Consider the following 13,096-nt stretch of genomic DNA (forward strand, 5'->3'; position numbering starts at 1 on the left):
GTACCGTGCACATCGGACTGCCATCCCGCAGCCACCACCACTTCATCTGGAGGCCAAGGTGAGCATCGACAGCGAAGTCGACCACGACACCGTCCCACCCGCCAACAAGGGCCTGCTGGCAGTCGCCGCTGTCCTGCTGGCCCTGCCGATGATCGCCCTGTTGTGGGTGAGCAGCTACTCCCGCAAGGACCCCGTCCTCTGGGGGTTCCCGTTCTTCATCTGGTACCAGTTCCTCTGGGTCTTCCTGTGCTCGGCGATGACGTACACCGCCTACCGGCTGGTCCTGCGCGCCCGGCCGCACCGCCCGATGGCCGGCACCACCGGCACCCACGGTGAGGGGCAGACCCGATGAGCACCCTCGTCCCCGCAGCGACGGGCACCGGCGGCGTCAACGGCGTCGCCCTCACCGTCCTCATCCTGCTGTTCGCGCTCGTCACCGGCATGGGCTTCTGGGCCACCCGGTGGCGCCGGGCCGACTCGATGGAGTCGCTCGACGAGTGGGGCCTGGGCGGCCGACGGTTCGGCACCTGGGTCACCTGGTTCCTGCTCGGCGGTGACCTCTACACGGCGTACACGTTCGTCGCGGTGCCCGCGGCGATGTTCGCGCTCGGCGCCGTCAGCGGCTTCTTCGCGGTGCCCTACACGATCGTGCTCTACCCGATCATCTTCATCTTCATGGCCCGGCTCTGGTCCGTGAGCCACCGGCACGGCTACGTGACCCCCGCCGACTTCGTCAAGGGTCGCTACGGGTCGCGGGGGCTGGCGCTGGCGGTGTCGATCACCGGCATCCTCGCGACGATGCCCTACATCGCGCTGCAGCTCGTCGGCATCCAGGCCGTCCTCGAGGTGGCCGGCGTCGGCGGGAGCAACGCCCTCGCCAAGGACCTGCCGCTGTTCATCGCGTTCGCCCTGCTCGCTGCCTACACCTACTCCAGCGGCCTGCGGGCGCCGGCGGTCATCGCGTTCGTCAAGGACGCGCTGATCTACCTCGTCATCATCGTCGCCGTGATCTACCTGCCGTCCAAGGTCGGCGGCTGGGACCACGTCTTCGGCGCCGCCGAGGCGAAGATGGCCAAGACCAGCCCCGTCACGGGCAAGCCGACCGGTGCGTTCATCCCGAACGCCCAGCAGTACTGGGCCTACGCGACCCTCGCGTTCGGCTCGGCCCTCGCGCTGTTCATGTACCCGCACTCGATCACGGCGACCCTGTCGAGCTCGAGCCGCAACACGATCCGGCGCAACGCCTCGATCCTGCCCGCCTACTCGTTCGTGCTCGGCCTGCTGGCCCTGCTCGGCTGGGTGGCCATCGCCGCCGGCACCAAGCCGATCGGCCTCGACGGCAAGCCGAACGCGCAGCTGGTCATCCCCCAGCTGTTCGAGGACATGTTCCCGAGCTGGTTCGCCGGGGTGGCGTTCGCCGCCGTGGCGATCGGCGCCCTGGTCCCCGCGGCCATCATGTCGATCGCGGCGGCCAACACCTTCACCCGCAACATCTACCGCGACTTCCTCAAGCCCGACGCCTCGCACGCGCAGGAGGCCAAGGTCGGCAAGCTCGTGTCGCTGCTCGTGAAGGCGTTTGCCCTGATCTTCGTGCTCACGCTCGACAAGCAGAACGCCATCAACTTCCAGCTGCTCGGTGGCATCTGGATCCTGCAGACGTTCCCGGCGATCGTGTTCGGCCTGTACACCCGGTGGTTCCACCGCTGGGCGCTGCTCGCCGGCTGGGCCGTCGGCATGGTCTACGGCACCATCACCGCCTACAACGTCATCAACCCGGCGACCAAGGGCCACTTCGGCGGCTCGCTGGACATGATCCCGACGATCGGCAAGATGGGCTACATCGGCATGACCGCCTTCGTCATCAACCTGGTGATCGCCGCGGTCCTGTCGTTCGTGCTCAACGCGATGAAGGTCGACGCCGGCCACGACGAGACCATCAAGGGCGACTACTTCGCCGACGCGGGCGACCCCCGCGTGGAGAAGAACGTCGCCCTGGACGCGCACCTCACCACCGGTACGCCGTAGCGCGGCACCGTACGACGTCCACGAGGAGGGGCGGTGCCGGGACCAGGTCCCGGCACCGCCCCTTCGTCGTCCTCGGTCAGGCCGAGCCCGAGGGAGCCGCGCGACGGCGCCGCTCCAGCACCCGTGACAGCGAGTCCACCACGCGCGGGTCGTACTCGTAGCCGAGGCCGAGGTGGATGCGCTCCATCGCCCGGTCGTCGCGCGTGCCCTCGGGTCCGATGAGGTCGTCGTAGGCGTTGGCCACCTTGATGATTCGGCTGGCCATGGGCAGCTCCTGGCCGAACTCGCGCACCTGCCGGTACGGCGTCGTCTGCGCCTCCAGGATGGTCGCGACGTTGTCGAGCACCCCGGTGCTGCGGACGATCTCGGCACCGTCGTGGGCGATCCGCTGCTGGTCCGCGGGCGCCGCCATCACCGTCGCCCCGTGCGGGATCGGTTCGCGCAGCGCGATCTGGCCCAGGTCGTGCAGCAAGGCGGCGTACTCGAGGTCGGTCAGCTCACGCTGGCCCATGCCGAGGTCGCGCCCGACGGCGACTGAGGTGTCGGTGACGCGCTGGGCGTGGTTGGTGCCGGTGTACCCCGCGAGCTCGGTGAGGCTCGAGAGCGCACCGATGGTCTGGCGGTAGGTCATGCGGATGGTGGCGTAGCGCTGGACGGCGAAGTAGGTGAGCACCAGGGGGAAGAGGAACAGCGGCAGCGCGGCGATCCCGATGGCGAACTCCGCGAGGGCGATGAGCGCACCCGAGGCGACCAGGGCGGTGGCCAGGCCTGCGGCCGAACGGATCTCGTCGAGGACGGCGGGCACCAGGGGCGCGTGGTCGCGACCGGCCCGGACCGCCGCCTCGAGGGTGAGGTCGACGAGCATGGCCACGCTGCCGACGAGCAGCATGACGACCCCGACGAACCAGCGCTGGTCGTCCCAGGTGTCCTGCCACGACAGCAGCGTCCGGCCGTCGAACGTCGCGTAGCGGTAGATGAGCGGGGCGACGGCCGCACCGACGATGCGGGCGGCCGTGTCGGCCCAGCGCACGCTGCCGTTGACCACGCGCAGGAACACGGTGCCCGCGACCATGCCGAGGCAGATCGTGGAGACGATGACTGCTGCACCCATGGGCTCGTCACCGGGACCACGCACTGCGGAGAGAGACAGGCCGAGCGCCGCCGCGGTGGACATCGGCGCGGTCTCGCGGCCGGTGAGGATGGTCAGCCGCGCCGTCTCCCCCAGGGCGATGGCCACGAGGAAGACGCTGAGGTGGACCAGGTCGCCGCGACCGAGGTGCGGCACGTCGTCGACCGCGGTCCAGAAGGCGGCGAGCGTGGTGACGAGGCCGGCGACCACGACGGGCACCGTGAGGTCGACCCGGCGGATGTGCATCCTGCTCACGACAGCCCCTCCGCCACCGGCACGACGGGCACGGCCTCGAGCGAGCGCCCCGGGGCGCCCATGATCCGCCGGCGCAGGTCGGGACGGCTGGCCAGCAGGTCGGAGGTCTCGGGCTCGTCGTGGTCGATCGCGACGCCCGCCGCCATGAGCTCCTCGTCGCTGCGGACGGTCGGCGTCCACTCGTGGCGGGTCAGGGCACGGCCGAGGGCGTCGACGACGAGGGGGTCGAACTGGGTGCCGGCTCGCTGGTTCATGACGTCGAGGGCCTCGCTCACGGTCAGTGCCGGTCGGTAGGCGCGCGAGGTGGTCAGCCCGTCGAAGACGTCGGCGACGGCCACGACCCTGGCCGAGAAGGGGATCTGCTCACCCGCGAGGCCCGCGGGGTACCCGAGCCCGTCGAAACGCTCGTGGTGGTGGGCGATGCCGTCGACCGAGCCCGAGAGGAAGTCGATGTCCTGGACCATCCGCACGCCGGCGAGGGCGTGGTCGGCGATCGTGACGAGGTCGTCGTCGGTCAGCTCACGACGGGCCCGCAGCAGGCGGGTCGGCACGCCGAGCTTGCCGACGTCGTGCAGCATCCCGGCGGTGCGCACGTCCTGGATCTCCTTGTGCCCCAGGCCAAGGCTCTCCACGAGCCAGGCACTCAGCTGGGCGACGCGCTCGCTGTGGCCGGCGTTGTGCGGCTCCTTGGTCTCCACGGCGGTGACCAGGGCGCGCAGGGTGCTCTCGTGGGCACGGAACTCGTCGCCGTACTGGACGAACGCCCATCGCGCCACGAAGAGGGGCGCGAGCACGAGCACCGCGCTGAACCAACCGACGCGCGCGGGGATCCACAGCACGACGAAGAGGAAGCCGATGACGCCGTAACCGATGTAGGCGAGGCCGGTGGTGCTCAGGAGCTTGTAGACCTGGGTGCGGATCGGGCTGCCCGTGGCGACCCGCAGCACCCCGGCGAGCAGGAGGGCGTTGAGCATGCACTGCGCGATGTCGGTGACGATGAGCGGCAGACCGACGCCGATCAGGATCCGCCCCGCGGAGGTCATGGTGGACGCGTCGTCGAGGCCGCCGACTCCGCGGTAGACGAGCCCTCCGAGCGAACCCATGCTGCTGAAGAGGGCGATGTTGAAGACCCGGACGATCAGCTTCTCCGGATCGACCTGGATGACGGTGGCCAGTCCCCCGACCACTGCTGCCCCGACGGGGCCACCGATGACGGCGGCCGCGAGGAGGATGATGCTGAGGAACGAGAGGGTGACCCGCTCGCCCACGTTGGCGCCGCGGAGCATCCAGCTCGCGATGCCGAGACCCGACAGGACCGCGACCGCCAGCCAGCTGCGCGGCTGGCCCGAGGTGAGGACGCCGGCGACGACCAGGGCGACCGCGACCGTGACCGCGAAGGCCACGTAGAGCACGGTCGCGCCGTCACTGCGGCGCGCGCGGGTGGGGGGCCCGGGACTCTCGGTGCTCACGACACCAATCTAGGCCCCGGGGTTGCCGGTGAGGCGCAGGCTCAGCTGGTCCAGCCCCAGGCGCGCTGGGCGGAGAAGTCGCTCGGGCCGTCGTTGGGGGTCCAGACGAGGGAGTCGTCGTTGCCGAGGATGGACTCGAAGATGGTGGTGATAGCCTTCATGACGGAAAACTCCTTCTGCTCGTATGAGGTCCTACTCATCCGTTCGGACCAATCGAGCGGTCAATGCACCGGGTAGCCAGGGGTGCTACTGGGTTGCAGGACTATGATGGCCCCCCACCGGTTCGCCCGCTTGCGGACCAGGGGGTTCTTTGCCAAATCTTGAAGGTCTTCTCCGACCTATGGCCGCCTCTGACGCGCTAAGTGGGCCTTTTGGCTTCACCCCCGCCGGGAGCACCCCGCGAGTTGTGAGACAATGGCCACCGGCAGGGCGCATCTTTGTGCCACACCACCAGCGACGGAGTGACTCCCATGAGCAAGCGCGCCCGCAAGCGCCGCTCGCGCAAGGGCAACGCGGCCAACCACGGCCGCAAGCCCAACGCCTGAGCCAGCGCACGACGCACGAGAGCGGCGGCCGGATCCGATGGATCCGACCGCCGCTCTCTGCGTGCTGGGGTCTGCGGTGCCGCTACTCGGAGATCTCGTAGCGGATGGTGGTGATGCGGGCCATGATCTGCGTCCGCAGCTCCACCGGGGCCTCCTCGCAGGCGCACGAGCGCTTCACGAGCGCCTTGAGGGCCTGGTCGAGGTCGTACTGCTTGAGGCACGGCGAGCACGCCTCGAGGTGGTGGGCGATCTTTGCGGTGTCGTCGCGGGTCATCTCGCCGTCGAGGTACTCGTAGACGCGGTGCAGCACCTCGGAGCAGTCCGTGCCGGCGGCGTCGCCCTGTCCTGAGTCAGGTCCACACATCATGAGTCCGCTCCCTGGGTCGCGAAGCCGCGCTCGGCGGCATACTCGGTCAGCAGCTCGCGCAGCTGCCTCCTGCCTCGGTGCAGCCGGGACATGACGGTGCCGATCGGCGTGTCCATGATCTCGGCGATCTCCTTGTAGGCGAACCCCTCGACGTCGGCGAGGTAGACCGCCATCCGGAAGTCCTCCGGCAGCTCCTGCAGCGCCCGCTTCACCTCGGTGTCCGGCAGGTGGTCCAGCGCCTCGGTCTCGGCCGAGCGCAGCCCGGCGGACGAGTGCGACTCGGCCCGGGCGAGCTGGTAGTCCTCGATCTCCGCGGCGTCGGACTGCAGCGGCTCGCGCTGCTTCTTGCGGTAGCTGTTGATGTAGGTGTTGGTGAGGATGCGGTACATCCACGCCTTGAAGTTGGTCCCCGGACGGTACTGGTGGAACGCGGCGAAGGCCTTGGTGTAGGTCTCCTGCACGAGGTCCTCGGCGTCGGCGGGGTTGCGCGTCGTGCGCAGCGCGGCCGAGTAGAGCTGGTCGAGCAGGGGCATCGCCTCACGCTCGAAGCGCGCCTGCCGGTCTTCCCTCGACTCGGTGGCCACGTCGACGGTCGCGTCGGGGGCAGGGGTCTCAGTCATCACCCTCCAGCCTAGCCCGCGCCGGGCGCGGTCCGGCTCGTCGGTCGTGGCGGACAGGCCGAGCGCGACCCGCCCGTTGGCCGCGCCGGTCGGAACCGGGGCCACGGTGGTGCCGCCCTCCGGCGGCGAGGCGGTCAGCAGTTGCACGTGCGGGGCTCCTGTGCTGGGGGTACGGGGTTCCCTTGGGTCAACCGACGCCGCCGCGGGCTCATTCCCGCGCGCCGCGCCTGCGACCGGCGGCCACGACGCCGTACGGGTGGCGCCTGCCGGCCGCGCTGAGTGCCGTCAGCGGCCGGCGACCTGCTCCAGGAAGGTGCGTGCCGCCACCACCACGTCCACCGGGTCACGCCCGAAGCTGTGCGTCCCCTTGACCGCCGACACCAGGTCGGCTGCGGGCAGCTCCGCCCTGACCTCCTCCGGCGTCCCGAACGGGTCACGCAGCCCCTGCACGACGTGCAGCGGCAGGCCCGCGGCCAGCGGCTGGCGCAGCTCGTCGGCCCGAGACCTCTCTGGCGCTCCGGGCGGGTGCAGCGGGAAGCTCAGGCACAGCACCGCGTCGGCGTGCACCGCTGCGGCCGTCCGGCAGGCGACGCGGGCACCTGCGCTGCGACCGCCGACGACCAGGGGGCCGGGCAGCTTCCCCGGGCCGGTCACGAGCGCCCGGACCACGGGCACCCACGCCTCGTCCAGGGTCGGCGGCCGGGTCGCCACCTTCAGTCCCTTGAGCCGCCAGGGCTGGTCGACCAGGACCACCGCCCAGCCGAGCCCGGTCATCTCGCGCGTCACGGACACGATGTCGCCGGTCCAGCCCTGGCCGCCCGCCCCGTGGCCGAGGACGAGGGTCGCCCGCGCCCCGCGGGGACGGTGGACGGTGGCCCGTGCAGTGCCCTGTGGCGTCGGGACGTCCAGCACCCGGGTGGGTCGGGGCAGACCCGCCGTCACGACGAGCCGCCGACGATCTCCCCCGTCATCGGGTCGACCACCCCGTCGAGCTCGTCGAGCCCCGCCGGCTCCACGAGCTGGGGGCCGTTGCTGCGGTTGGAGGAGACCGCGGCGCCCACGGGGTGGGCCTCGAACCGCCCGGGGCGGTGGAAGGCGAGGAGGCGACCCACCTCGTCGAGGTCCGTCATGGTGGGGTCGAGCCAGGTGGCCCAGTCCTCGCGCTCCAGGACCAGTGGCTGGCGGTCGTGGATGCGGTCGAGCCCCGGGTCGGCGTCGGTGGTGACGATGGTGAACGTCGTCAGCCACGCCTGCGGGTCGTCGGGGTCCGCGATGTCACGGTCGCGCCAGAACTCGTAGAGGCCGGCGAAGGCCACGACGTCGTCATCGGCCCGGTGGATGAAGAACGGCTGCTTGCGCGGGTTGCCCTTGGCGTCGACGGCGACGGGCGACTTCTGCCACTCGTACCAGCCCTGCGCGGGGACGAGGCACCGGCGTGAGCGGGCCGCCTTGGCGAAGCTGCCCTTCTCCAGCACCGACTCCGCCCGCGCGTTGATCATGCGCATGCCGACCTTGACGTCCTTGGCCCAACTCGGCACCAGCCCCCAGGTGAGCAGGCGCAGCTGCCGCACCCCGGACGCCGGCAGCTCACCGTGGTCGGCCTGCCCTCCGCCGGCCTGCTCGCGGTTGGCCTCCCGGGGCACCCGGGACAGCACGACCGGGGCCAGCTTGCTGGGGGCGAGGTTCCAGTCGGGGGTGCCGGCCGGAGGGCTCTGCGGGTTCTTCAGGACGGTGCGCGTCGGGTCCGCGGTGCGGTCCTGCTCGACCTCGAACTCCTCCACGAGCTCGTCGGGGTTGGCAGTCGCCGCATACCGTCCGCACATGGTGGACAGGGTACGCAGCGACGCCGACCCGGCCATACGGTAGGAAGGGAGGCGCAGGCCGAACGCCTCGCGCACCGACTTCCCGCAGCCACCACAGGAGTGACCATGACCCTCGTCCGCCGCGTGGCCCGACCGATGCTGGCCGCGATCTTCGTCGTCCAGGGCCTCGAGCAGCTCCGGCACCCGGCAGCGCTCAAGGCGAAGGTCGCGCCCTTCGCCGAGCAGGTCGCCCCGCTGGGCCTGCCGAACGACCCCGAGCTCCTCGTGCGGGCCAACGGCGCCACCATGGTCGGCGGTGGGGCTCTGCTCGCCACCGGACGCGTCCCGCGCCTCGCGGCCCTCGCGCTCGTCGGCTCGCTGGTGCCGACCACCTATGTGGGACACCGGTTCTGGGAGGAGACCGACCCGGCGACGCGCAACGTGCAGCGCATCGGGTTCCTCAAGAACGTGGGCCTCATCGGCGGGCTCCTGCTCGCGAGCGTCGACACCGAGGGCAGGCCCGGCCTGGCCTACCGCGCCGGCCTCGCGACCGACTCCGCGAAGCGCGCCGCAAAGCGCACCAAGCGCGAGGCGAAGGTCGCGGCCAAGGCCGCACGCCGCGAGGCCAAGCTGGTCGCGACCCAGGCGCACGATGCCCTCACCTGATCCCGCACACCCCGTGGAGGGCGACTGGCACACCCCGGTCGCCGACGGTCGCGTCGACGACGAGGTCCACCTCCCCGGCAGCAAGTCGCTGACCAACCGCTTCCTGGTCCTGGCCGCCCTGGCCAACGGCCCGTCGCTCCTGCGCAGACCGCTGCGGTCGCGTGACACGCTGCTGATGGCGCAGGCGCTGCGGCAGCTCGGAGCCGGCGTCGAGGACACGACGGCCGCCCAGGGCTCGCGTCCGGACTGGCTCGTCACGCCGGCCTCGCTGCGCGGCGGCGGCTCGGTCGACTGCGGGCTCGCGGGCACCGTGATGCGCTTCCTGCCGCCGGTGGCCGCCCTGGCGTCGGGCACCGTCGACTTCGACGGAGACGCCCAGGCCCGGGTGCGGCCGATGGGCCCCGTCCTCGACGCGTTGCGAACCCTCGGAGTCGACCTCGACGACGACGGCCGTGGCACCCTGCCGTTCACCGTCAGGGGTCGCGGACACGTGCGCGGCGGGACGGTCACGCTCGACGCCTCGGCCTCGTCCCAGTTCATCTCCGCCCTGCTGCTGGCGGGCGCCCGCTACGACGAGGGGGTCACCGTCCACCACCGGGGCAAGCCCGTCCCGAGCGAGCCCCACATCGAGATGACCGTCGAGACGCTGCGCGACGCCGGAGTCATGGTCGACGACAGCGAGCCGGACACCTGGCGGGTCGAACCGTCCGAGGTCAACGCGCTCGACGTCCAGGTCGAGCCAGACCTGTCCAACGCCGCGCCCTTCCTCGCGGCCGGGCTGGTCACCGCCGGGCGCGTCACGGTGCCCGGCTGGCCGCACCACACCACCCAGGCGGGCGACGCGATCCGCGACATCCTCGACGCCATGGGCGCCGACGTCTCCCTGACCCGCGAGGGGCTCACCGTGACCGGCACCGGCCAGGTGTCCGGCATCGACGTCGACCTCCACGACGCGTCGGAGCTGACCCCGGTGGTGGCGGCCGTCGCCGCCCTCGCGGACTCCCCCACCGTCATCCGCGGCGTCGCCCACATCCGTGGCCACGAGACCGACCGGCTCGCGGCGCTGGCGCGGGAGCTCGGCTCGCTCGGCACCTCGGTCACCGAGACCGACGACGGCCTGCGCATCGAGCCGAGGGCGATGCAGGCCGGGCTCTTCCACACCTACGCCGACCACCGCATGGTGATGGCCGGCGCCGTCCTCGGCCTCGGGGTCCCCGGGCTCCGTGTCGAGGACGCAGCCACGGTGGCCAAGACGCTGCCGGAGTTCGTCGACCTGTGGCACGGGTTGGTGGCACCGGGCACGAGCGCAGCGGGCGCAGTGACTGCATGAGCCGCAAGGCCTCCGACTACGACGAGAGCGACGTCCGGGTCCGTCCCAGCCGGCGGGGCTCACGACCGCGCTCCAAGGACCGCCCGGCCCACGAGGACGCCGTCTCCGGCTTCGTCATCGCGGTGGACCGCGGTCGCTACACCGTGGTGATCCCCCGCGGCCCGGGACGCAAGGCAGCCCCCGAGCGGCTCGTGACCGCCATGAAGGCGCGCGAGCTCGGCCGCAAGGGGATCGTCGTCGGTGACGACGTCGACCTCGTCGGCGACACCAGCGGCAACCCCGACGGGCTGGCCCGTATCGTGCGGCTCACCCCGCGGCGTTCGGTGCTGCGCCGCAGCGCCGACGACACCGACCCGGTCGAGCGGGTCATCGTCGCCAACGCCGACCAGCTCGTCATCGTCTCCGCACTCGCCAACCCCGAGCCCCGCCCGCGGCTCATCGACCGGTGCCTCGTCGCGGCGTACGACGCCGGGCTCGACCCGCTGCTCGTCCTCACCAAGGCCGACCTCAAGGACCCCACCGAGTTCCTCGGCAGCTATGCCCCGCTGGGCGTCCCGCACGTGGTGACCTCCACCGGCGAGTCCGGGTTCGACGGCCTCGAGGCACTGACCGAGCGCCTGATCGGGAGGATCAGCGTCTTCGTCGGGCACTCGGGCGTGGGCAAGTCGACCCTGGTCAACGGCCTCGTGCCCGACGCCCACCGTGCCACCGGCATCGTCAACGACGTCACCGGCCGCGGCCGCCACACCTCGTCCTCCGCGGTCGCCCTGCGGCTGCCGGGCGACGAGGGCTGGGTCATCGACACCCCTGGCGTGCGCTCGTTCGGCCTCGCCCACGTCGACCTCGGCCGGATCATCCAGCACTTCCCGGACCTCGAGGCGGGCACCACCCAGTGCCCGCGGGGCTGCAGCCACGACGAGGAGGAGTGCGCCCTCGACGCCTGGGTCGCCTCCGGTCAGGCCGGTCCCGCGGGGGCCTCGAGGCTCGAGTCGCTGAGGAGGCTGCTGCGGGCCCGCTCGGGCGAGGCCGACTGACCGCCCACGGCGACGCGCCGTCCCCACACCAGGTCTCCTGCGAACGCGAGAACCGTTGCCAGCAAAGGCATCCCGAGGAGCAGGCCGATCTGCACCCGGTAGGGCGCCGACAGCATCGTGTACTCGTCGAGCCGCTCGCTCCACCACAGCAGCACCGCCGGCCCGACGACCACCACGAGGGTCGCGAGACGGGCAATCGGGTGCCTGCGGCGCAGCAGCAGGCCGCCGACGACGAACGCCGGCAGGAACGGCAGGCCCTGCCCCGCGAACATGACCATGCCGGGCACCACCGCGAGCCTCGCCACCCGACGCCAGCCGTGCCGCGACCGCGCGACCGACGAGACCGCCACCCCGGCCCCGAGCACGGCGCTCAGCACCACGATCGCGAGCGTGCCCGCCCAGCTGAACTCGGGCACGGTCGACACGAGGCGCATCCAGACCCGTGCCGCCACGCCCCACAGGGCGCCGAGGACAGCGCCCAGCGCCGCGGCCCTCGGTAGTCCGGATGGCGCGCTCCGCCATAGGGGTGAGGTGCTGGGGCGGTCCATGGGGTCTCCTTGGCTGTGGCGGAAGGTGCTGACACCACACAGACGCAGGTGTCGGCCCGGCGGGTGACAGGTCCGGTCGACGCGAACGACGCCGCCCCGGACGTCACCCGCCAGCGCCACGAAGTCGTCTGTCGAGGTGATGGGACCGATGGAAGTGGTGACGACGGGCCGGGTCCGGGAGGCGGTACCCCCCGCCGCCACCGACCTGGTCGGCGCGCTGTTCGTGGCCGAGGCCGCACGGCTGGTCTCCCTCGCCCGCTTCTTCGTCGACGACCGCACGGCCGCAGAGGACCTGGTGCAGGAGGCGTTCATCCGGCTCGCCCGTTCGAGCCACCGCATCCGCGACGAGGACCGCGCCGCGGCCTACCTGCGCTCGATCGTCATCAACCTCGCGCGTGACCACAACCGTCGCGGTCTGGTGTCACTGCGGCACCGACCACCTGCCGTCCCCGACGAACCCTCGGCGGAGGAGACCGCCTCCGTCCGGGAGTCCCGGCGCGAGGTGGTCGAGGCCCTGCGGGCGCTGCCCCGGCGCCAACGGGACTGCGTGGCGCTGCGCTACTACCTCGAGCTCGGCATCGACGAGATCGCATCCACGCTGGGGGTCTCCCCCAACTCCGTCAAGACGCACCTGACCCGCGGCCTGCGGTCGCTGGCCGCCCAGCTCGAGGAGAGACGATGAGCGCACTCGAGGACCGGCTGCACGAGGCCCTCACCGGCGAGGGCAGGAGTCGTACTCCGTCGCCCGACCTCTTCTCGCGCGTCGTCGAAAGCATCCACGACGACACCCGCCGCCGGCGCCGGTTGCGCACCCTCGTCGCGCTCTGGGCCGCCGGGGCGACGCTGGCGGTCGTCGCGGTGGTCACGCTCACGCCCCGAGGAGAGGACGGACTCGAGATGCCCTGGTGGATCCTGGAGGTCGCCACGAACGCCGTGCTGCTGGCGGTCGCGCTGTGGCTGGGCCCCTTCATCAAGCGCTTCGGCCGCGCGTACGCAGCCGACGTCTTCCACGACAACCCGCTCACCGGCAAGAGCTACATCGTGCTGACGGACATCGTCTACTACCTGATCTTCGCCGCGTACATCCTGTTCTCGGTGCACTTCGCACCTCAACAGGGCTGGGGCAACGAGATCTCCGAACGCGTCACCGCCGAGCAGCTGACCTTCGAGGTGGGTCGGGTGGGCGGCATCCTGCTCGTCATCGGCATCCTGCACGGCCTCAACATCGTCCTCATGCCCGTGCTCGGGCGGCTGTTCTCGCTCAACCGCCGGCTGCCGGGGTCCTGAGGCAGGACGCGACTGCGCC

General features: G+C 71.6%; 15 protein-coding genes. 8 read left to right on the top strand and 7 right to left on the bottom strand.

All coding sequences use genetic code 11. From position 1 onward, the window contains the following. The first annotated feature begins 58 nt into the window (after positions 1–58). Together ABEA42_RS08140 and mctP are read left to right on the top strand one after the other, a co-directional pair. A complete protein-coding gene (locus tag ABEA42_RS08140; RefSeq protein WP_345502390.1) occupies positions 59–352 on the top strand; it encodes a DUF3311 domain-containing protein in 294 nt (97 codons plus the stop codon). Continuing rightward, on the top strand, positions 349–2,025 hold the full coding sequence (gene mctP / locus ABEA42_RS08145; RefSeq protein WP_345502392.1) for a monocarboxylate uptake permease MctP: 1,677 nt from the start codon (positions 349–351) through the stop codon (positions 2,023–2,025). Before ABEA42_RS08140 ends, mctP begins: the two co-directional genes overlap by 4 nt. 76 nt (positions 2,026–2,101) lie before the next feature. Here the strand turns inward: mctP and ABEA42_RS08150 are convergent, their stop codons facing one another. Further along, positions 2,102–3,400: an HD-GYP domain-containing protein gene (locus ABEA42_RS08150; protein WP_345502624.1), complete on the bottom strand. Its 1,299-nt coding sequence runs from the start codon at positions 3,398–3,400 to the stop codon at positions 2,102–2,104. Between the two features lie 5 nt (positions 3,401–3,405). Next, a complete protein-coding gene (locus ABEA42_RS08155) occupies positions 3,406–4,878 on the bottom strand; it encodes an HD-GYP domain-containing protein (RefSeq protein ID WP_345502394.1) in 1,473 nt (490 codons plus the stop codon). A gap of 470 nt (positions 4,879–5,348) precedes the next feature. Between ABEA42_RS08155 and ABEA42_RS18510 the strand changes: the two genes are divergently transcribed. Next, positions 5,349–5,423, top strand: a complete 75-nt coding sequence (locus ABEA42_RS18510) for a 50S ribosomal protein bL37 (RefSeq protein WP_369791897.1) — start codon at positions 5,349–5,351, stop codon at positions 5,421–5,423. An 82-nt stretch (positions 5,424–5,505) separates the two neighbouring features. Here ABEA42_RS18510 and rsrA read toward each other — a convergent pair whose 3' ends face one another. The 4 genes from rsrA to ABEA42_RS08175 form a co-directional block, all read right to left on the bottom strand. Beyond that, a complete protein-coding gene (gene rsrA, locus ABEA42_RS08160) occupies positions 5,506–5,787 on the bottom strand; it encodes a mycothiol system anti-sigma-R factor (RefSeq protein WP_345502396.1) in 282 nt (93 codons plus the stop codon). Beyond that, complete coding sequence (locus ABEA42_RS08165; RefSeq protein WP_425572032.1) at positions 5,787–6,413, bottom strand: sigma-70 family RNA polymerase sigma factor; 627 nt, start codon at positions 6,411–6,413, stop codon at positions 5,787–5,789. The genes rsrA and ABEA42_RS08165 overlap by 1 nt, the downstream gene beginning before the upstream one ends. Before the next feature lie 282 nt (positions 6,414–6,695). Then, positions 6,696–7,352 carry an alpha/beta hydrolase family protein gene (locus tag ABEA42_RS08170; RefSeq protein ID WP_345502397.1) on the bottom strand — a complete coding sequence of 219 codons (657 nt, stop codon included), beginning with the start codon at positions 7,350–7,352 and terminating at the stop codon, positions 6,696–6,698. Further along, the gene (locus tag ABEA42_RS08175) at positions 7,349–8,233 is read right to left on the bottom strand and encodes an SOS response-associated peptidase (RefSeq protein ID WP_345502398.1); all 885 of its coding nucleotides are present in this window, start codon (positions 8,231–8,233) and stop codon (positions 7,349–7,351) included. Before ABEA42_RS08175 ends, ABEA42_RS08170 begins: the two co-directional genes overlap by 4 nt. A 105-nt stretch (positions 8,234–8,338) precedes the next feature. Between ABEA42_RS08175 and ABEA42_RS08180 the strand changes: the two genes are divergently transcribed. The 3 genes from ABEA42_RS08180 to rsgA are packed head-to-tail and all read left to right on the top strand — an operon-like array spanning position 8,339 to position 11,242. Next, positions 8,339–8,878, top strand: a complete 540-nt coding sequence (locus ABEA42_RS08180) for a DoxX family protein (RefSeq protein WP_345502399.1) — start codon at positions 8,339–8,341, stop codon at positions 8,876–8,878. Then, the gene (gene aroA, locus ABEA42_RS08185) at positions 8,865–10,208 is read left to right on the top strand and encodes a 3-phosphoshikimate 1-carboxyvinyltransferase (RefSeq protein WP_345502400.1); all 1,344 of its coding nucleotides are present in this window, start codon (positions 8,865–8,867) and stop codon (positions 10,206–10,208) included. Before ABEA42_RS08180 ends, aroA begins: the two co-directional genes overlap by 14 nt. After that, positions 10,205–11,242 (top strand): ribosome small subunit-dependent GTPase A, encoded by a 1,038-nt coding sequence (rsgA, locus tag ABEA42_RS08190; protein ID WP_345502401.1) that lies wholly within the window; start codon positions 10,205–10,207, stop codon positions 11,240–11,242. Before aroA ends, rsgA begins: the two co-directional genes overlap by 4 nt. Here rsgA and ABEA42_RS08195 read toward each other — a convergent pair. After that, positions 11,164–11,694 carry a hypothetical protein gene (locus ABEA42_RS08195; protein ID WP_345502402.1) on the bottom strand — a complete coding sequence of 177 codons (531 nt, stop codon included), beginning with the start codon at positions 11,692–11,694 and terminating at the stop codon, positions 11,164–11,166. The genes rsgA and ABEA42_RS08195 overlap by 79 nt on opposite strands. A gap of 244 nt (positions 11,695–11,938) precedes the next feature. On the opposite strand from ABEA42_RS08195, the gene ABEA42_RS08200 reads away from it, so the two are divergent. Both ABEA42_RS08200 and ABEA42_RS08205 read left to right on the top strand, forming a co-directional pair. Next, positions 11,939–12,472, top strand: coding sequence for an RNA polymerase sigma factor (locus tag ABEA42_RS08200; RefSeq protein WP_345502403.1), 534 nt, complete (start codon positions 11,939–11,941; stop codon positions 12,470–12,472). After that, the gene (locus ABEA42_RS08205; protein ID WP_345502405.1) at positions 12,469–13,077 is read left to right on the top strand and encodes a hypothetical protein; all 609 of its coding nucleotides are present in this window, start codon (positions 12,469–12,471) and stop codon (positions 13,075–13,077) included. Before ABEA42_RS08200 ends, ABEA42_RS08205 begins: the two co-directional genes overlap by 4 nt. Positions 13,078–13,096 lie beyond the last annotated feature (19 nt).

This window comes from Pedococcus ginsenosidimutans, from assembly GCF_039544395.1.
GTDB lineage: Bacteria > Actinomycetota > Actinomycetes > Actinomycetales > Dermatophilaceae > Pedococcus > Pedococcus ginsenosidimutans.

Excerpts from the sequence above, each read along its gene's own strand:
- rsrA (WP_345502396.1), bottom strand. The coding sequence starts at position 5,787 with ATGTGTGGACCTGACTCAGGACAGGGCGACGCCGCCGGCACGGACTGC.
- ABEA42_RS08175 (WP_345502398.1), bottom strand. The coding sequence starts at position 8,233 with ATGTGCGGACGGTATGCGGCGACTGCCAACCCCGACGAGCTCGTGGAG.
- rsgA (WP_345502401.1), top strand. The coding sequence starts at position 10,205 with ATGAGCCGCAAGGCCTCCGACTACGACGAGAGCGACGTCCGGGTCCGT.
- ABEA42_RS08150 (WP_345502624.1), bottom strand. The coding sequence starts at position 3,400 with ATGCACATCCGCCGGGTCGACCTCACGGTGCCCGTCGTGGTCGCCGGC.
- mctP (WP_345502392.1), top strand. The coding sequence starts at position 349 with ATGAGCACCCTCGTCCCCGCAGCGACGGGCACCGGCGGCGTCAACGGC.
- ABEA42_RS08180 (WP_345502399.1), top strand. The coding sequence starts at position 8,339 with ATGACCCTCGTCCGCCGCGTGGCCCGACCGATGCTGGCCGCGATCTTC.
- aroA (WP_345502400.1), top strand. The coding sequence starts at position 8,865 with ATGCCCTCACCTGATCCCGCACACCCCGTGGAGGGCGACTGGCACACC.
- ABEA42_RS08205 (WP_345502405.1), top strand. The coding sequence starts at position 12,469 with ATGAGCGCACTCGAGGACCGGCTGCACGAGGCCCTCACCGGCGAGGGC.
- ABEA42_RS08200 (WP_345502403.1), top strand. The coding sequence starts at position 11,939 with ATGGAAGTGGTGACGACGGGCCGGGTCCGGGAGGCGGTACCCCCCGCC.